Here is a 17,440-nt window from a genome sequence, read left to right as displayed (position 1 = left end):
CCGCCTAAGAAAAAAGAAAGTAACATTTATCGATTCAACCGTGAGATAAACCGAGATATAGTCTCCCAATACCAAATTCTTTTCCGGTATTTTTTATAATAATCCAAGTAAGATATTTCATTAGCTGTTACACGAACAAATTGTTTAAAGAATACAGGTCGTTTTACAAACTGTCTATGAAGGAAGTACGAATTGGAATAAAAAAGCTTAGAAATTCTTTGTAGTAATTTTAATTCAACATTAATTTCTTGTTCCACTCTTTCTTGATAAAATAATAGATTTTTTTCATTATGTTTCAAGTTGATTTGTAAGACTTCACCTAAGATTTTTGCGCTCCATATTGCATAATAAATCCCCTCTCCAGCAAGAGGGTCAACCAATCCTGCCGCATCACCAACCAAAGCCCCTCGTCCTTTTGTAATTTGTAAACTATTCCCTCCCTTTGAAACGAAAAAACCTTTTTGACTTAAAAACGATCCTGAAAGTTGTTCTCTTTCCATATATTCGGATAATTTTCTTTGCAAAAGCTTTCCATCCTTGGAATTTCCAATAATACCAACAGATAAATGTTCATTTTTTGGAAAAATCCATGAATAACCATCTGGAACAATTCCATAATCAATAGAAATTTTTCCTTTATGCTTTTGTAGAGCTTCCGGTTTCGTCAATAACTCATATTCTAGTGCCAGAAAAGCCTCACGTTCATTCATTAAATTTAGTTGTTTAGCAACCACGCTATTAACACCATCGGAACCCACAACAAATTTACCATAATAACTTTCCTTATTAGTGGACACGCATACTTTTTCATTAAAAAGCTCCACTTTACGAACAAGAGTAGACGGAAGGAATTGAACTCCTGCTTTAATTGCCTCGTTAACAAGTAAATTATCAAATTCGTCTCTCATAACTGTATAAATAAATGGAAAATCACTTTTATGACAATGCGAGTCCTTACCATCATGTTTAAATTCTATTTGTGTGATTTTATCACGGATGACAGACTTTACATCTAAACGAAGCATACTTGCTGCTCGTAACGTTATCCCCCCTCCACAAACTTTATACCTAGGGAACTCTGCTTTATCTAAAAGAAGAACTTTAAAACCTTTTTTACCTAATTGGGCTGACAAAGTACTACCTGCAGGACCAGCACCGACAACAATAACGTCAAAGAGTGGTTTGGTATTCAACATAATCACCTCTTCTTTGAAAAAGGTTTAAAATATTTTTTAAAATATATGCTCCCAAAATAAGTCCTATTGATAAAAAACAAAAGATTAATGGTTTGTAACTTTATTTTTAGAATCTAAAAAGTAGTTAGTGCTATTTATCCTATAATTACAACACTAAGGGGAACGCTGCTTAAGCAGCGTTCCCCTTTTAGTAAAATTAAAATCCCTTCTTTAAATCAACTAAATTTGGAATTTCATTATCATTTTCTATATTTGTTAATGTATCTAAGAAGCAATCTAATCCATCTTCTGCTGTTGTGAGAGCAGAGATATGTGGTGTCACCATCACTTTAGGGTGAGTCCAAAAGACATCCTCTTTTGGTAATGGTTCCTCAGGAAATACATCTAAAACAGCCTTTCTTACACGCCCTTTGTCCAAGGCTTCAAGAAGGGCCCCATTATCAACCGATTCCCCACGGCCTACATTAATAAAAAAAGCATTTTCTAAAGCGTTAAAGAAAGCTCGATTAAAGATACCTTCCGTTATTTTCGTTAAAGGCATGGTATTTATTACATAGTCAGCAGCGGATATCGCTTGATAATAACCCTCCCCTTCAGACGAATAAACTTCTTTAAAATACTCCTTTTGTTTACCACTTAAGGATACTCCATACACGTTTACACCAAAAAAGGAAAGGCTTCTGGCAACCTCTTGACCAATCACACCTGTACCAAAAACAACGACCTTTTTTTCCTTCATTGGTATTGGAGCTACTTCTTTCCATATTTTATTTTCTTGCATATCCGTATATTTATCATGATTCTGAAGATCCCTTAATAAATGACTTAAGGCGTATTCACTTATTTTTTCCCCGAAGGAACAGATCGTCCTTGTTAACAATACATCTTCTTTCCACTGAATATTCTTCATTATTTTATCTACTCCAGCACCAAAGGAGTGAACCCACTTAATATTTCCGAACCTAAAATTTGCTGGACGTTTGAAAGAAACAAAGGTATCAGCCCAATCATAGTCTTGTTCTGTCACTGTTTCCTCCGTGTGGAAACGAAATTCCTTATCCATCGGTACATTCTTTGTTTTTAATAAGGCCTCTATCTCCTTGTGCATGGGACTGACAATCAAAATATGTTTTATTTCCATAAATATCTCTCCTCGTTGATTTATCCTGCTTTTTTCATTGGCTCCCGCTCCGTCACAACAGTGGAATAAATCCACGTAATGAGTGGCATAGCAAGAAGAAAAATGGCAAATGGCCCATAGCTAAGTACTGGTACCCCTAGAATTGTACTGCAAAGGATGGCCAATAAGCTCCATGGAACTAGCCCAGCAAACATTACAGTAGAATCTGCTAGGATCCGGGACAAATGCTGTTTCGAAAAGTGTAAATTCCAAAAAGGAAGAAGGGTTCTGGCAGTTAAAATGATTGGGAACGATTGATTTGGTGAAATCAAAGATATTCCCGCTGCTACACCTATGGATTTTGCTGTATTTTTCTTTAAAGAATTCCTGTTTGTGAAAATCTTTTCTATGTAAGGTTGAGCCATTCTTGTATCCTCCATGATCTGGCAATAGGCCCCAACAATTAAGATAAAAAATACAAATGGAAGCATATCTAGAACACCATTTAAGGAGGCAACTCCATAAATAAGACCTTCCAACCATTCACTTATTCCAATCCCACGTACCAATAGAATAATAACCCCTGTTCCGATGCCCAGCGTAAAGGATAACTTCATTTCTTGCCCTAAAAGGATCATTAATAGAAGCACTAGTGGTGGCAACAAGGATATTAATATAGATCCAAACTGTAAATCTTGAGAAGGGAACGTAGTAATAGGGGCGGAATTACTTTTTGGAATGATAAAGTCTAAAACAAGAAATAGCGTAGATGTAATAATAATCCCAGCTATCATCGTTGGAGCTATCGTTCGAAAATGAGTGCGGGTGTCTATTTCCGTGGACATTCGTAAAAGCTGAAAGGAGCTGGAAATAGGTGAGGAACGATCTCCAACAAATCCACCTGATACTAGAGCACCTGCAACCACTGCAACTGGTAACCCCAGCTGTTCCCCTGCTGCCATCATTGGAACTCCAACGATACTTAATGTAGCAATAGCAGAACCAACAATCATAGACATCATCACAGCAATTAGAAACGCTATTGTAAAAAAGAACGCGGGAGATATGAAAGAAAGGAAAAGGGCATTTACATCATTTATCGTATTGGAGAAATGCCAGGTTGGCAGCAGTATTCCAATGTAAAATAATAACCATGCAACGTTCCTGTTTCTCCTTAATCCCTCCATTGAAGATTGGAGAAAGTCCCTTCCTTTATATCCATGTTTCATTCCTGTGTAGGAAAGTAAAAGAAGTCCTGGAATCATTGCAAGAAAAAGAGGCCAATCAAAAGAAATAGCAACCATTAGACAAGCTATGGTTACGGTAAAAATTAGGATAACTTCTTGTAGGGAAAATCTAGTTGTCATATAATATCCCCCTTTACTACTCCCGATTAATTATAACAGATTCAGGGAGTAAGGACGGAAAAGGGGGATAAAAATCGCTATTAATATTAATTATATATGTACTTAGCTTGAAAGTACTGAAGCACTTCCTCCCAATCCGTCGTATGAGTTACTAAACCACCATGGTTAAATACAAAATATAAATGCTGTGCAGAATATTCCTCCGGAAGCTCAAACTCATCAATTAAATATTGTAATGTAGCCCCTCTGCCAAGATCATTGCTGTGTATCATATATTGATTACTATTAATTAAACTAATCCTTCTGGAGGATGTTTGGAAAGTATTTAAGGCTTGATTTGCTTGATAAAAATCAAAGAATTGCACTTCCTCACTATTAGGATCACCAGCAAGAAAAACAGCGTACCCATCTTCATGTGGGTAAGGAATAAAAGTTGTCATAAAATACAGAAAATTTTCGACAGGGTTTGGTAAAATACGTATTTCTTTCGCTCGATAGATTGGGAGGAATCCCCTATCAAACGTAATGTAGTTATGCCGATTATGAGAAACCTCCCTTGTAAAATCCTCCTCTACCTTAACTTCTACGGAATTTACACGCTTAGAAGCTAAATTGGAATCAGTAAATGAAATTTCCTCCCCAGTTTCATCCAGAATAATCTTTGTTTCCTTTGTGACAATTATTTTATAAGCTTCTACTTCGTATTCAGACGCGTCAAAACGGATTGGATTAACTCTAATTAAGTTGTCACCAGCTACATTATCTTCTACAAAGATGGTTAAGAGATTCATAGAATAGCTAGCTCCTATATTTTTCCCTTCAATAATATTTTTCACAGTATCTTGATCATCGGGGGTACAACCTAACACGATAATAAAAAAGAGTATAATAGAAAGCCCTTTTCCTTTCATTTCACCCTCTCCCTTGACTATTCGTATTTTGAAGAATAATTACACACTAGTCCGTTTCTAGTTGTATAAAAGGCAAGGTCATTTCCATGTCTTAACATAACTATAAAACTGATTCTATAACCTGTGGATATAAGCGTTAAATGTTATTAAGTCGTCTTGAAAGCCTGAACGCTCCTCTAGGTTGTAAATTAATTCCAGTCCAGTATCCACTGGTGACTTATCATCTTGTACTACTTGATCAAAAAGATTGCTTATATTTTCTTGACTTAAATGTAGTAATTCCTCTTTTGCCTTTTCCATATGATGCTTTACTACTTCTGGGTCATCTGGATAAAGCTTATCCAATCTCTTTTCCAATACCTCTATTGGCTCCCATATAAAAACCCTTATTACTTTATAAGGTAATTTCTCTCCTATTTCGTTTATTTCACTTAGGTTTTCAATATGTATTACTGGTATTTCCTCATTACTTAGCTTAGATATCCAATCTATTGGCACATCTTTAAAATAAGAAAACCTAGTATCTAGCATACCTAAGGCTTTTATCAAAATTCCCTTTCGCCAATGATGAGTTCCATACAATAGTACGGCAATTCGATCTTGTCCCATATTATCTCCCCCTCAAGTTAAATTATATATTAATACAAGAGGGTGACTCCAAAGAAAAAAACATATCCTTTGAAATCACCCTCTGTAAAAAGTTTATTTTAAGCACCTGAATCTTGTTTTACAATATCTCTTGAAAGCTCTTCTTTTATCTTTTCCTGGTAATCTTTAATTCTTTTATCTGTTATTTTCACTTCTTTGTTCGCAAAATAGTTTATAATATTTTTTCGATGTAAATAAACCATAAATAATGAAAATGCTGCAAATAATAACGCCACGGCCATTTCACCTGTGTAGGCTGTATATGCCGTTAGGACCACTCCAATGGAAAGAGATCCCATAAATACGTATTTTGTTAATAAGATTACGAAAAAGAATGTCAAATATCCAACCAGAAACAGTAAAGGACTGTAAAAAATAAGAGCTCCTGCCGTTGGAGCAACCGCTTTACCACCTCGAAAACCAGCAAAGATTGGGAAACAATGCCCTAATACAACTGCCATTCCTAAAAGAGCTGGATTTACTTCCGCTTGAAAAATGATGGGAAGTGACATGGCTAATGCCCCTTTACTCACATCCCCAAATAACACGAGAGCACCGGCTTTTTTTCCTAAAACAAGGGCACTGTTGGAAGCACCAAGATTACCACTACCAAAGTTCCGGACGTCTGCACCGTACTTTAATTTACCAACAATCAATGCAAATGGTATAGACCCAATTATATAAGCAAGCAGGATAATATAATAACTACTCAGTTTAATCACCCCTTGGAACTACAAATTCAGTGTTATAGATTTAATTATATATGAGAACATGCCAATATAAGTAGTTTTTTTTCAAAAAATGTTCATGAAAATGTAAAAATAAATGTAGAAAATATCGGCCATATCCATCTATAATTAATGAATTATTTATAATATATTCATTGTAACACAGGTTGGCTACTTTATCTTATTTAGGAAAGCGGTATTTTTTGTAACTATTCCAAAAAAACCTGCACCCAATCTGGGCACAGGCTCCTTTTTTTATTAGGCTGTTTTCGTTAACTTTAATGCTTTTTTTAAAGCTTGGAGAAGCGGAGAGCGTCCGCCAGTAGCGGAACCAAGCCATAGTTATTCTCGTAATAATTATTACGCTGCTTTAGAAACATCCTCATCAATTTTAAAATTAGTTTCTGCACGATTTAGTTTTACCTTATATGCAAACAATACAAGGATAATGATCGTCCCAACTGCTGCACCAATGTAAGACGTTATCATTGGTAAACCAAATCCAATCGGCGCATTAAGAATAAATGTTAGGGAAACCATTGTCATAAATGTCGCTGGAATAGAGGCCACCCAGTGAAACTTATATTGTATTGCCAAGTACATGGCTCCCACGAATAAAGCAATGGCACTAATAGCTGCATTTGTCACTCCGAAATATCTCCAAAGAAGTGTAAAGTCCATATTTGTTAACACAAAGGAAATCGCGAATAATGGTAATGCAATCCATAAACGACTAGCTACTTTCAATTGTGGTAATTTTATATAATCAGCAATGATCATTCGAGCGGATCGGAATGCAGTGTCACCAGAAGTAATTGGAAGAACGATTACCCCAAGTACCGCTAATGTTCCACCGATTGCACCTAGTAAAGTAAAGGCAACTTCACTTACAACAAGACCAGCACCACCAGTTGCGATTAATTCGCTTAAATCTGTTCCATAGAAAAGACTCATAGCTGCTGCTGCCCAAATCATAGCGATAATACCTTCTACAATCATCATACCGTAAAACACTTTACGACCATTTCTCTCATTTTGCATGGTTCTAGAGATAATTGGTGATTGCGTTGCATGAAACCCGGAAATGGCACCACATGCAATGGTAATCATCAATAATGGGAAAATTGCTGCTCCAGCAGGGTGCATGTTTTGTAATGTTAATTCAGGAATCGGAGCTCCTGTACCAACCAGCATTACACCAACACCAATTGCACTAATTACTAATAGTGCCCCTAAAATTGGGTAAACTCTTCCAATAATTTTGTCAACAGGAAGTAATGTTGCAAAGATATAGTAAACGAAAATTGCTCCTGTAATAACCCCTAATGCCACCCAGCCATTCATTAAGTTAAATAGTAATCCAGCAGGTGCCGTTACGAAAACGGTTCCAACTAGGAGTAAAAGAAGAACGGCAATGGCATTTACCATATGCTTCATCGTTTTACCTAAAAACTTACCAGCTAATTGAGGCAAGTGTGCCCCTTTATTGCGGATAGAAATCATACCTGTTAAATAATCATGAACTGCTCCAGCAAAAATACATCCTACTACAATCCATATAAATGCTACAGGACCATAAAGTGCCCCCATGATCGGACCGAAAATGGGTCCAACCCCTGCTATATTTAATAACTGGATTAAAGAGTTTCTATTTGTTCCCATTGGAATATAGTCTACACCGTCCTTCATACTATATGCCGGTGTAGGCCTAGCCTCTTTAACTCCAAAAATCTTTTCAATAAGTTTTCCATAAGTGAAATATGCTACAATTAATAGTGCGATAGATAGTAAAAATGTAATCATAGTAAGTGCACCTCTTTCTACATAAAGTACTTTTTGAACACGCTTTCATTTTAACATTTAAAGTACTTAATTGTGTCCATTCTGTGACAACATGTAGTTAGATCCCCCTAACATGTCAGTATTTTCGTTTAAGATGTTGTGCTTTTTCCTCTACATTTTAGGGGGATGAGATGAAGATTTATAACTCCATACGTTCTCGAAGCTCTTTAACATAGTTTCTGCTCACAGGTATTTCTTCCTTTTTTCCTTCCACCTTCACTTGATAAGCACCATTAAACCAAGGAATAAGCTCCTCTACCTTTTCAAGATTGACTAAGTAGCTTTTATGTGTCCTGAAAAAGGGATATCCATTTAATTTTACTTCCAAATCCTTTATAGGTAACTTTGCCCTATATTGACGGTCTTTCGTACAGATAATGGTTTCCCTCTCTTCACGAAATAAATAGGTTATTTCATTAGGTGATAGATAGATGATTCTTCCATCATCCTCTACAGCAAGCTTGGATCCTCTCCTTACGCTCCTTCCAGCTGCTCCCTGAATATTTAACCTTGCCTTTACTACCTCCACTGTTTCTTTTAATTGGTCCTCGTCAAAGGGCTTTAAAATATAATCTAAAGCTTGGACCCGAAAGGCTTTAGTAGCATAATCTGGGTAAGCAGTAGCAAAAATGATAAGGGGCACCTTCTTCATATTTTTTAAAGACTGAGCCAGCTCCATACCAGACATTTGTGGCATTTCAATATCAAGGAATACCACATCTGGTTCCTTTTTTATAATAACCTCAAGCCCTTTTTCACCTGACTCTGCTTCACCAACTATCTCCATTTCTCTATATTCGGAAAGTAAAAACTTAAGCTCATCCCGACCATGTGGTTCGTCGTCTACTATCACTGTCCTAATTTTTGTTTCCATTATGTTTGCACCTCTATTACAAGGGGATGGAAAAGGAAATGGTAGTCCCTTCCCCTTCTTTACTTTCTATTTTAATTTGTCTATCCTCACCATACATCATTTGTAGACGACGGATTACATTGGATAAACCAATCCCTGTTCCAGTCTCAGACTTCACTTTTTCTTTACCAAGTTCTTTCAGGCGTTCTTTAGACATTCCCTTACCATTATCGGATATGGAAATGTGAACAGACTCCCCTTCCCGTTCAATTTTAATAGAGATAACACTGTCTGTTTGTAATTGTTTCATACCATGCTTGACGGCATTTTCAACAATAGGCTGTAATGTCATAGGGGGAATCTTCGCCTGCAGAGCCTCTTCCTCTACCAGATATTCTACAGATAATTTATCTGAAAAACGTGCCTGTTCAATTTGTAAGTAGGCCTGAACATGCTTCAGTTCTTCCTCAAGCGATGTTTCCGTTGTATTTGTCCCCGCTAAATTTTGTCTAAAATAATGGGAAAGGGAAATAAGTAATTTTCTAGCTTTCATGGGATCCGTACGAATTAAAGCTACGATTGTATTTAATGCATTAAATAAAAAGTGCGGACTAACTTGTGCCTGCAATGCTTTAATTTCTGCTTGCTTTGCCAATTCTAAATGTTTGTCTACTTCTGACAACTCCAGTTGATGACTTAGTATTGTAGATAACCCCTTACTAAGCTCAATGGTCGTTTGTGTCATATCTTCTTCAGATTGAAAGTAAAACTTTAATGTACCGATGGTCTCGTCCTTGATTTTTAACGGAGCAATAATTGCAGCACTTAAAGGGCATTCTTTTGTTCCACAGAAAATTTCCCCTTCTTCTGCAATGACAAGTTCACCTTGCTTCAGTACCCTTCTAGTGGCCTCTGTTTTAATTTCTTCGTCCACAAAATGATGTCCCATACCAATTCCACTGAAAGCTAATATCCTTTCTCTATTCGTTAAGGATACAGCATCCACCCTTGTCTCTTTTAACAAAATATCACAAGTTGCTTTAGCGGATTGTTCCGTTAAGCCTTTGCGCAAATATTTTAATGTTAAATCTGCTAGCTTTAATGCCTTTTGTGCTTGAATGGAACCCATTTTCTCTTCTTCATAAAAAATATTTCTAATAATTAAAATAAAAATGGCTGTACCAATTCCATTTGCAATAACCATTGGTACTCCAATGTTTTGAACAAGAGTTAATGCCTGATCAAATGGTCGGGCAATCAAAAGGATAATAATCATTTGCACTGCCTCTGCAATCATTCCCACTGCTAAAGCCGTTTTCCAGGATATGATTCGATTATTTTGATTCCTTTTATAAAAATAGCCTGCTATCAATCCAGCAATTATTGCAGCAAGTCCACAAGAAAAACCAGTGAAACCACCTAGTAAATAACGGTGAACCCCTGCAATGAGTCCTGCACCAAGTCCAACGGTCCAACCTCCTAAAAGACCTGCAACGACAATGCCTATCACACGTGAATTAGCAATTGCCTCTCCTTCTCCCAATTCAAGAACCCACCTGCTATACGTAGCATGCTCCGTATTTACAGTTAACCCTGTATAAGTACCGAGGATCCCAAATAAACCAAACATGATAATCACACTTAGCTTATGTGCTCGAGTAATTTCACGCTTATCAATCAAATGGCGAATGAATTTAAACCGTGTCATGATAAACGCAACGGCAACGATAATACCCAATCGCTCCAGCATTACGATAAGTAATTCCCACATCCTCTACCTCTCCTAGCTAGCCCCTGATTTTTAAATCTTGTCCCCCTTAGTATTAGCACCATAATTTACATTTTACACACCACTACTATAGGCTTTATACTAAATAAGTGCCATAAAGGAGGCGAATATAATGATACTTTATTTCTTGCTTATTATAGCAGTATTTATTTACTACTTTATATATATAGCAAACCGAAATACTCGTCAGATTAGCATAAATACCATCACACCATTACCAATAGAGGCTACAGACAATTCACAAACTCCCCCACTTCGTGTCTTACAATTATCCGATTTGCACTTAGAGCATATTTCCATAACTCCTGCCGACCTTTATAACACTTTAAGGAATGAAAAAATTGACCTAATAGCTTTAACGGGAGATTTCCTTGACCGTCCCAAAACAATTGGTAAATTAATTCCATATTTAAAAGTATTGCAACAACTAAATCCTACCCATGGAACATATGCCGTATTTGGGAATCATGATTATAAACTTCGTAAAGAACCTTTCGAAAGATTGAAGGAAACTTTAGAGAAGTATGGTGTTACAACAATGATGAATGAAAACACATTAGTGGATATTCATGGTTACTCTCTTCAACTAATTGGTATCGATGATCACCATTCGAAGAAACATGATATTAAAAAAGCGTATGAAGGGGTCAATAATCAACATTTTCGTTTAGTACTCACACACGACCCAAATATCGTTCTTCAAATGAAAGATTATGATTTTGATTACTTGTTATCCGGTCATTTTCACGGAGGGCAAATCTGCTATCCTAAACCTTACCATTTAAAGAAATTTGGTAAGCTTGTCAAACTAAATTTAATTAAAGGTCTTATCCGTTACGAAGGTAAAGTGTTCTATATTAACGAAGGACTAGGTCAAACGGGAATTAATATAAGAGTCGGCAGCAGACCGGAGATCACCATTCATGAATTGAATATTTCTGCAGCAGATCGTTATCTGCAAAAAGTAATTTAAATAATAACGAACCAATCATTTTGTTGATTGGTTCGTTTTTTACTTGTCTTTTTAAAAATTGTTTATTAGAAGACTAAACTATTGCTTGGATACGCTACAGACGGACGCTTTCCGCTTCTCCAAGCTTTAAAATAAGCAACAAAGCTTACAAAAACAGCCTTATTTTATTTAAAAAAACTTCCATCATCAATCGTACTAGTTCATTTACACGTTGGCCTAGCCATTCGCATACGATGCTTATTGATTTCTACATTTCTTGCAAAAGGAGTTAGAATAATGGAACTTACGTTAGCCCACTGGTTATATTTAGTTGGAATTTCCCTCATTATTTTGACTATGTTACTTAGACAGAATGTGGTAGTTCCAGCGTTAGTTATGAGTTTTTTTGTAGCATTGGCCTATACAGGGTCATTCCTGGGTGGGGTCCATGCTATATTTAATGCAAGTTTAACTGCAGCCACCGAGCTGTTTGACATCTTTTTAATCATCGCCATAATGACTGCCCTCCTCCGGTCTATTAAGTCTATAGGTGCTGATGAACAAATGGTATTACCATTCCAAAAGGTTATGAAGAATGGCCATTTATCCTTTTGGATCCTAGTGTTTATCACCTACTTCTTATCTCTATTCTTTTGGCCAGCACCTGCTGTTCCACTTATAGGTGCACTCTTAATTCCAGTAGCTATTAAAGCTGGTCTGCCACCAATTGGATCAGCAATTGCTATTTCCCTTGCCGGACACGGTATGGCACTTTCATCCGATTTTATATTGGGAGTAGCACCAGGTTTAACAGCTTCTAGTAGTGGATTAGAAGCCAGTGTTATTGGAGAACAAACATTAATATTATCCCTTATTGCAGGTATGGTCTCCTTAACCATCGCCTATTTTATGGTTAGAAAGTCCATTAAGGTACCTGCTCAGAAAAACTTAGTAGATTGGGAAAACAGTGGTGGAAAAGACTTAAAAATAAATGCCGATGACCTTGAAGTAAAGAAAGGAAGATTTAGTCAGCTTTTCGCTTTTCTTGTACCTTCCGTCTTTTTAGTTATCGTCACTTATGTGGTAGTTGCGACTTTTTCCAATTTCATTCCTGCGATTGAGGATGGGGCAGGGGCTTCGTTAGTTGGAGGAACGGCCATTATCCTCATACTCACCATTTCGGTCTTCCAGAATTATCGAAAAACGTTGCAGGAAGTTAGTGACCATATTGTTAATGGTTTCGTTTTCGCCTTTAAAGTGATGGGATTAGTTATTCCTGTTGCAGGCTTTTTCTTTGTTGGAAGTGGAGAATTGTCAGCCCAAGTCTTTGGAACAGATCCAGAGTACGCCCCAGCCTTCTTATTTGATCTAGTAGAAGCTAGTCAAGGAGCTATTCCAGATAACGCTTTAATCACAGCCTTCGGTATCTTAATATTAGGGATGATTTCCGGGCTTGATGGTTCAGGGTTTTCGGCCCTTCCTTTAATTGGCTCGTTATCAGAAGCCTTAGCTTCCTCCGTAGGGGTGGATCCAGCTACACTTGCTTCTATTGGACAGATTGGAGCCATATGGGTTGGTGGCGGTACACTTGTTGCATGGTCACCAATTATTGCTATTGCCGGGTTTGCCAAAATTTCTGTATTAGAACTAGTTCGAAAAAGCTTTCTACCAGTAATTGCAGGTCTAATAGTCGCAACAATAAGTGCTTTGGTACTATTTTAAAAGTCAAAAAAGGAAAGGTGCAATCGCACCTTTCCTTTTTTCCTACGCATACTCTCCCTGTTGACCTTCCTGATTCTTAACTGCTTCAAACTTAATAAATTGTTTTATCATATTAATATCTGAATAACCTGCCAGCTGTGCAACTACGGAGGGGTCTAACCCTTTTTTAATTAATTGATAACAAAAAGTATGCCTCAATTTATGTGGGTGAACTCCATACTGCTGTAACATATGCTGGACAGTACGTGGGGAAATACGCTTTTGATAATTAGAGACAAATAGAGCATCCTCCTTATCAGACCTAACCTTTAAATAATTTTTCAAATGAACCGCTAAGGACATTGGTACGGGAATCGTTCTATCCCCCACCACCAACTGCCCCGTTTGATGATTACTGTTTAACACCACATTATTTTTATTTAGGGAACAAAGTTCTGAAACACGTATCCCTGTATTCAATATAGTATAAGCAATAGCGATATTACGTTTGTTACCACTATCCTCTATTTTTTTCAAAAAGTCATTTACCTCATCATCAACTAAATAATCCGGTTGAAAAGAAGTAGTCTTCTCTTCTTTGACCTGAATACCATTCATTAATTCAGGCATACCCAGGAATTTAGCAAATGTATTTATAGTATTTATAACTTTCTTTATGGTAGAAGTACTCTTGTTTTCATTCTCTAGGTAATGAATATAACTCTCCACCTCTTGATTACTAAGAGAATCTAAAGCTTTTCCTTCCTTTTCTATCCAAGAAAAAAATGATTGGAGAACACCATAGTAGGTTTTAATTGTATTCTCCGATCTTCCTTTGTTACGGAGATAACTTTCGAAAGAGTCTAGCAACTGAAGCGAATCAGCATGATGATTTTTCAAAACTATCACCCCTTTATTAAATAAATTATAACTTTTTTTATGCCCTAAGTCAAATTCTACGCAACTTCCTTACTTTGTTTATATATAACAAAAAAAGACCAATATTTATATTGATCTTAGATGTAAAATATGTATTTTTCCAAACCTTTACATTCTAAAAAACTGGCGCACCCTAGAGGATTCGAACCTCCGACCTACAGTTTAGGAAACTGTTGCTCTATCCTACTGAGCTAAGGGCGCACGAGGCTGATTCATTGATGCAGTTTCTTGGTGTTTTTATTTCAAAGAATTGGTGCGGGTGAAGGGAGTCGAACCCCCACGTCATAAGACACTAGATCCTAAGTCTAGCGCGTCTGCCAATTCCGCCACACCCGCATATAATGGTGAGCCATGAAGGACTCGAACCTTCGACCCTCTGATTAAAAGTCAGATGCTCTACCAACTGAGCTAATGGCTCGTAGTTAATTCTACGATGATTATTCATGTAGTTATGCTCCTGCGTCACTTCGTTTACTCGTCGCAAAGCTGCAAAGAAGAATCTCAGTGATGTAGCTTTGGTGCTGGCCAGAGGACTTGAACCCCCAACCTACTGATTACAAGTCAGTTGCTCTACCAATTGAGCTAGGCCAGCATATGGTGGAGGATGACGGGCTCGAACCGCCGACCCCCTGCTTGTAAGGCAGGTGCTCTCCCAGCTGAGCTAATCCTCCGTTGTTGGTGACCCGTACGGGATTCGAACCCGTGTTACCGCCGTGAAAGGGCGGTGTCTTAACCACTTGACCAACGGGCCATTTATGGCTCCACAGGCAGGACTCGAACCTGCGACCGATCGGTTAACAGCCGATTGCTCTACCAACTGAGCTACTGTGGAATATTACTGGTGGGCCTGAGTGGACTCGAACCACCGACCTCACGCTTATCAGGCGTGCGCTCTAACCAGCTGAGCTACAGGCCCATCTATGATTCTTTCATAAATGGCTTGTCCATTCTATTGAATGGATGGAGCGGGTGATGAGAATCGAACTCACGACATCAGCTTGGAAGGCTGAGGTTTTACCACTAAACTACACCCGCATACGATTATAATTCAAACTTTGTTTTAAATTTCAACTTTGAACCTTACATGTCTCTTCCTCTACTAGCTTTCCTTCGTAGTGTATCCGTCGAGACAACTCGAAGCCAACTCAAGATGTAACGCTCGTGGCTGAGGTTTTACCACTAAACTACACCCGCATATTACTTTAAAAGATGGTCGGGAAGACAGGATTTGAACCTGCGACCCCCTGGTCCCAAACCAGGTGCTCTACCAAGCTGAGCCACTTCCCGTTATATGGCGCGCCCGAGAGGAGTCGAACCCCTAACCTCTTGATCCGTAGTCAAACGCTCTATCCAATTGAGCTACGGGCGCAATTATTTATTAGTGCTCCTGCGATTACTCGTCGCAATAGTGCTCCTGCGATTACTCGTCGCAATAGTGCTCCTGTGATTATTCGTCACAAAACTGCGAAGAAGTATTTTCAGGATGTTGTTTTGGTGCCGAGGGCCGGACTTGAACCGGCACGGTAGTCACCTACCGCAGGATTTTAAGTCCTGTGTGTCTGCCAATTCCACCACCCCGGCAAGGGTATAAAGGACTTTAATAAATATTCTATTGGAGGCGGCACCCGGATTTGAACCGGGGAATGAGGGTTTTGCAGACCCTTGCCTTACCACTTGGCTATGCCGCCAAGTCTTTTCTTTTCTGGAGCGGAAGACGAGATTCGAACTCGCGACCCCCACCTTGGCAAGGTGGTGTTCTACCACTGAACTACTCCCGCATAATGGCTGGGCTAGTAGGATTCGAACCTACGCATGACGGAATCAAAATCCGTTGCCTTACCGCTTGGCTATAGCCCAATTTTTTATGGGGCGGCTGATGGGAATCGAACCCACGAATGCCGGAACCACAATCCGGTGCGTTAACCACTTCGCCACAACCGCCATATTAGTTAGAAATGGTGGAGGGGGACGGATTCGAACCGCCGAACCCTGAGGGAGCGGATTTACAGTCCGCCGCGTTTAGCCACTTCGCTACCCCTCCACTCGCTAAATCAATGGTGGCTCGGGACGGAATCGAACCGCCGACACATGGATTTTCAGTCCATTGCTCTACCGACTGAGCTACCGAGCCATTATAAAGAATGTTTTCTGATTCTTACTTTGAATTTGCTCCTGCGGTGCAGTAGCTCCTCGTCGCAAAACCTACACTGAAGATTACTCGAGGATGTTTACGGTTTGGTTGCGGGGGGCGGATTTGAACCACCGACCTTCGGGTTATGAGCCCGACGAGCTACCAGACTGCTCCACCCCGCGACGATATTTAACTGATGGTGGAGGATGACGGGCTCGAACCGCCGACCCCCTGCTTGTAAGGCAGGTGCTCTCCCAGCTGAGCTAATCCTCCGATGTGTTGGTGAAGATTATTCGAAGAAGTCCCTGTTTCTTCCTCTTCTAGCTTAGCTTCGATGTCAATGCGTCGAAACAACTCGTAGTTTATTCGACGAAGTTATGCTCGTAGCTGAGCTACTCCTCCATAATAGGTCTATTACATATCATTATATTTATATAATGGCGGAGGAAGAGGGATTCGAACCCCCGCGGGCTTTGACACCCCTGTCGGTTTTCAAGACCGATCCCTTCAGCCGGACTTGGGTATTCCTCCGCATTTCTCTATGGTGGACCCTGTAGGACTCGAACCTACGACCAACCGGTTATGAGCCGGTTGCTCTAACCAACTGAGCTAAGGGTCCAAATTATTTTAATTTATACATTTTTTACTGTATTCTAATTAAGTTGCAACCTGTTGTCCCTTCCTCTTCTAGCTTCGCTTCGATGCTATATCCGTCGGGACAATTCGTAGCATACTCGGTGAAGTTTCGCTCATTGCTCTAACCAACTGAGCTAAGGGTCCATTAAAAACTTTGGTAGCGGCGGAGGGGATCGAACCCCCGACCTCACGGGTATGAACCGTACGCTCTAGCCAGCTGAGCTACACCGCCAAAAATTAAATTATAGATATTAAATAGATATATGGTGGAGCCTAGCGGGATCGAACCGCTGACCTCCTGCGTGCAAGGCAGGCGCTCTCCCAGCTGAGCTAAGGCCCCGAAGTATACTCAATGATGAAATTTCATGAAGCTTACGGACGATGCTTCCCTCCGAAGCCCCTGTTTCTTCCTCTACAAGCTTATTCAATGATACTTATGCGTGCGTCGAAACAACTCGTAGTATTTTCTGGGAAGCTTAGCTCGTAGCTGAGCTAAGGCCCCATATATGCGACATCAATGATGTCGCATAGAAAAAGCCCAGCAACGTCCTACTCTCACAGGGGGAAACCCCCAACTACCATCGGCGCTGGAGAGCTTAACTACCGTGTTCGGCATGGGAACGGGTG

Annotated in this window: 12 protein-coding genes, 24 tRNA genes and 1 rRNA gene; 2 read left to right on the top strand and 35 right to left on the bottom strand. The window is 39.0% G+C overall.

Translation table 11 applies throughout. From position 1 onward, the window contains the following. Positions 1 to 26: 26 nt before the first annotated feature. The 9 genes from J2S74_RS20710 to J2S74_RS20670 form a co-directional block, all read right to left on the bottom strand. Entirely contained in the window at positions 27 to 1,193 is a 1,167-nt protein-coding gene (locus tag J2S74_RS20710) for an NAD(P)/FAD-dependent oxidoreductase (protein ID WP_307329504.1), read from the bottom strand. A 199-nt stretch (positions 1,194 to 1,392) separates the two neighbouring features. Beyond that, positions 1,393 to 2,337, bottom strand: coding sequence for a D-2-hydroxyacid dehydrogenase (locus J2S74_RS20705; protein WP_307329503.1), 945 nt, complete (start codon positions 2,335 to 2,337; stop codon positions 1,393 to 1,395). Positions 2,338 to 2,357: 20 nt separating this feature from the next. Further along, positions 2,358 to 3,683, bottom strand: coding sequence for a Na+/H+ antiporter NhaC family protein (locus J2S74_RS20700; protein WP_307329501.1), 1,326 nt, complete (start codon positions 3,681 to 3,683; stop codon positions 2,358 to 2,360). A gap of 86 nt (positions 3,684 to 3,769) precedes the next feature. Then, positions 3,770 to 4,594 carry a hypothetical protein gene (locus J2S74_RS20695; protein ID WP_307329499.1) on the bottom strand — a complete coding sequence of 275 codons (825 nt, stop codon included), beginning with the start codon at positions 4,592 to 4,594 and terminating at the stop codon, positions 3,770 to 3,772. Positions 4,595 to 4,708: 114 nt separating this feature from the next. Beyond that, positions 4,709 to 5,203, bottom strand: coding sequence for a hypothetical protein (locus tag J2S74_RS20690; RefSeq protein WP_307329497.1), 495 nt, complete (start codon positions 5,201 to 5,203; stop codon positions 4,709 to 4,711). A 98-nt stretch (positions 5,204 to 5,301) separates the two neighbouring features. Continuing rightward, entirely contained in the window at positions 5,302 to 5,964 is a 663-nt protein-coding gene (gene plsY, locus J2S74_RS20685; protein WP_307329495.1) for a glycerol-3-phosphate 1-O-acyltransferase PlsY, read from the bottom strand. A gap of 366 nt (positions 5,965 to 6,330) precedes the next feature. Further along, positions 6,331 to 7,773, bottom strand: a complete 1,443-nt coding sequence (locus J2S74_RS20680; RefSeq protein WP_307329494.1) for a carbon starvation CstA family protein — start codon at positions 7,771 to 7,773, stop codon at positions 6,331 to 6,333. Between the two features lie 178 nt (positions 7,774 to 7,951). Continuing rightward, positions 7,952 to 8,686 carry a LytR/AlgR family response regulator transcription factor gene (locus tag J2S74_RS20675; protein WP_307329492.1) on the bottom strand — a complete coding sequence of 245 codons (735 nt, stop codon included), beginning with the start codon at positions 8,684 to 8,686 and terminating at the stop codon, positions 7,952 to 7,954. 16 nt (positions 8,687 to 8,702) lie between these two features. Then, positions 8,703 to 10,436 carry a sensor histidine kinase gene (locus J2S74_RS20670; RefSeq protein ID WP_307329490.1) on the bottom strand — a complete coding sequence of 578 codons (1,734 nt, stop codon included), beginning with the start codon at positions 10,434 to 10,436 and terminating at the stop codon, positions 8,703 to 8,705. A gap of 130 nt (positions 10,437 to 10,566) precedes the next feature. Between J2S74_RS20670 and J2S74_RS20665 the strand changes: the two genes are divergently transcribed. Both J2S74_RS20665 and J2S74_RS20660 read left to right on the top strand, forming a co-directional pair. After that, positions 10,567 to 11,427 (top strand): metallophosphoesterase, encoded by an 861-nt coding sequence (locus tag J2S74_RS20665; protein WP_307329488.1) that lies wholly within the window; start codon positions 10,567 to 10,569, stop codon positions 11,425 to 11,427. A 276-nt stretch (positions 11,428 to 11,703) separates the two neighbouring features. Continuing rightward, positions 11,704 to 13,128, top strand: a complete 1,425-nt coding sequence (locus J2S74_RS20660; RefSeq protein WP_307329487.1) for a hypothetical protein — start codon at positions 11,704 to 11,706, stop codon at positions 13,126 to 13,128. Between the two features lie 42 nt (positions 13,129 to 13,170). On the opposite strand, the gene J2S74_RS20655 is transcribed toward J2S74_RS20660, so the two are convergent. From J2S74_RS20655 to rrf, 26 genes are all read right to left on the bottom strand, one after another. Continuing rightward, a complete protein-coding gene (locus J2S74_RS20655; RefSeq protein WP_307329485.1) occupies positions 13,171 to 14,007 on the bottom strand; it encodes a tyrosine-type recombinase/integrase in 837 nt (278 codons plus the stop codon). A 163-nt stretch (positions 14,008 to 14,170) separates the two neighbouring features. Further along, a tRNA-Arg gene (locus tag J2S74_RS20650) sits at positions 14,171 to 14,247 on the bottom strand. A 50-nt stretch (positions 14,248 to 14,297) separates the two neighbouring features. Continuing rightward, positions 14,298 to 14,382, bottom strand: a tRNA-Leu gene (locus tag J2S74_RS20645). Positions 14,383 to 14,388: 6 nt separating this feature from the next. Then, positions 14,389 to 14,464: transfer RNA gene (locus J2S74_RS20640), tRNA-Lys, on the bottom strand. Positions 14,465 to 14,562: 98 nt separating this feature from the next. Continuing rightward, positions 14,563 to 14,638 (bottom strand) — tRNA-Thr (locus J2S74_RS20635). Between the two features lie 3 nt (positions 14,639 to 14,641). Further along, positions 14,642 to 14,717: transfer RNA gene (locus J2S74_RS20630), tRNA-Val, on the bottom strand. 5 nt (positions 14,718 to 14,722) lie between these two features. After that, positions 14,723 to 14,797 (bottom strand) — tRNA-Glu (locus J2S74_RS20625). Positions 14,798 to 14,802: 5 nt separating this feature from the next. Next, positions 14,803 to 14,878 (bottom strand) — tRNA-Asn (locus J2S74_RS20620). Between the two features lie 7 nt (positions 14,879 to 14,885). After that, positions 14,886 to 14,962, bottom strand: a tRNA-Ile gene (locus J2S74_RS20615). Between the two features lie 45 nt (positions 14,963 to 15,007). Then, positions 15,008 to 15,081, bottom strand: a tRNA-Gly gene (locus J2S74_RS20610). Between the two features lie 175 nt (positions 15,082 to 15,256). Then, positions 15,257 to 15,333 (bottom strand) — tRNA-Pro (locus J2S74_RS20605). A 5-nt stretch (positions 15,334 to 15,338) separates the two neighbouring features. Beyond that, positions 15,339 to 15,415: transfer RNA gene (locus J2S74_RS20600), tRNA-Arg, on the bottom strand. A gap of 123 nt (positions 15,416 to 15,538) precedes the next feature. Further along, positions 15,539 to 15,627: transfer RNA gene (locus tag J2S74_RS20595), tRNA-Leu, on the bottom strand. A gap of 32 nt (positions 15,628 to 15,659) precedes the next feature. Next, positions 15,660 to 15,734 (bottom strand) — tRNA-Cys (locus J2S74_RS20590). A gap of 15 nt (positions 15,735 to 15,749) precedes the next feature. Then, positions 15,750 to 15,824, bottom strand: a tRNA-Gly gene (locus tag J2S74_RS20585). A gap of 4 nt (positions 15,825 to 15,828) precedes the next feature. Further along, positions 15,829 to 15,903: transfer RNA gene (locus J2S74_RS20580), tRNA-Gln, on the bottom strand. A gap of 8 nt (positions 15,904 to 15,911) precedes the next feature. Continuing rightward, positions 15,912 to 15,987: transfer RNA gene (locus tag J2S74_RS20575), tRNA-His, on the bottom strand. A 15-nt stretch (positions 15,988 to 16,002) separates the two neighbouring features. Beyond that, positions 16,003 to 16,087: transfer RNA gene (locus J2S74_RS20570), tRNA-Tyr, on the bottom strand. Positions 16,088 to 16,101: 14 nt separating this feature from the next. Then, positions 16,102 to 16,177 (bottom strand) — tRNA-Phe (locus J2S74_RS20565). A 105-nt stretch (positions 16,178 to 16,282) separates the two neighbouring features. Continuing rightward, positions 16,283 to 16,359 (bottom strand) — tRNA-Met (locus J2S74_RS20560). A 15-nt stretch (positions 16,360 to 16,374) separates the two neighbouring features. Further along, positions 16,375 to 16,450, bottom strand: a tRNA-Val gene (locus tag J2S74_RS20555). A 165-nt stretch (positions 16,451 to 16,615) separates the two neighbouring features. Beyond that, positions 16,616 to 16,708, bottom strand: a tRNA-Ser gene (locus J2S74_RS20550). Positions 16,709 to 16,719: 11 nt separating this feature from the next. After that, a tRNA-Ile gene (locus tag J2S74_RS20545) sits at positions 16,720 to 16,796 on the bottom strand. Between the two features lie 172 nt (positions 16,797 to 16,968). Continuing rightward, a tRNA-Met gene (locus J2S74_RS20540) sits at positions 16,969 to 17,045 on the bottom strand. Between the two features lie 32 nt (positions 17,046 to 17,077). Further along, positions 17,078 to 17,153: transfer RNA gene (locus J2S74_RS20535), tRNA-Ala, on the bottom strand. A gap of 196 nt (positions 17,154 to 17,349) precedes the next feature. Beyond that, a 5S ribosomal RNA gene (rrf, locus tag J2S74_RS20530) occupies positions 17,350 to 17,440 on the bottom strand; the annotation flags it as partial.

The organism is Evansella vedderi (assembly GCF_030813435.1).
Classification (GTDB): domain Bacteria; phylum Bacillota; class Bacilli; order Bacillales; family Salisediminibacteriaceae; genus Evansella; species Evansella vedderi.
This window is presented reverse-complemented; position numbering and strand designations above follow the sequence as displayed.

Bases quoted from the DNA above. Each gene is read 5' to 3' on its own strand.
- J2S74_RS20690 (WP_307329497.1), bottom strand. From the start codon at position 5,203: ATGGGACAAGATCGAATTGCCGTACTATTGTATGGAACTCATCATTGG.
- J2S74_RS20665 (WP_307329488.1), top strand. From the start codon at position 10,567: ATGATACTTTATTTCTTGCTTATTATAGCAGTATTTATTTACTACTTT.
- J2S74_RS20675 (WP_307329492.1), bottom strand. From the start codon at position 8,686: ATGGAAACAAAAATTAGGACAGTGATAGTAGACGACGAACCACATGGT.
- J2S74_RS20705 (WP_307329503.1), bottom strand. From the start codon at position 2,337: ATGGAAATAAAACATATTTTGATTGTCAGTCCCATGCACAAGGAGATA.
- J2S74_RS20660 (WP_307329487.1), top strand. From the start codon at position 11,704: ATGGAACTTACGTTAGCCCACTGGTTATATTTAGTTGGAATTTCCCTC.
- J2S74_RS20670 (WP_307329490.1), bottom strand. From the start codon at position 10,436: ATGTGGGAATTACTTATCGTAATGCTGGAGCGATTGGGTATTATCGTT.
- J2S74_RS20680 (WP_307329494.1), bottom strand. From the start codon at position 7,773: ATGATTACATTTTTACTATCTATCGCACTATTAATTGTAGCATATTTC.
- J2S74_RS20695 (WP_307329499.1), bottom strand. From the start codon at position 4,594: ATGAAAGGAAAAGGGCTTTCTATTATACTCTTTTTTATTATCGTGTTA.
- J2S74_RS20700 (WP_307329501.1), bottom strand. From the start codon at position 3,683: ATGACAACTAGATTTTCCCTACAAGAAGTTATCCTAATTTTTACCGTA.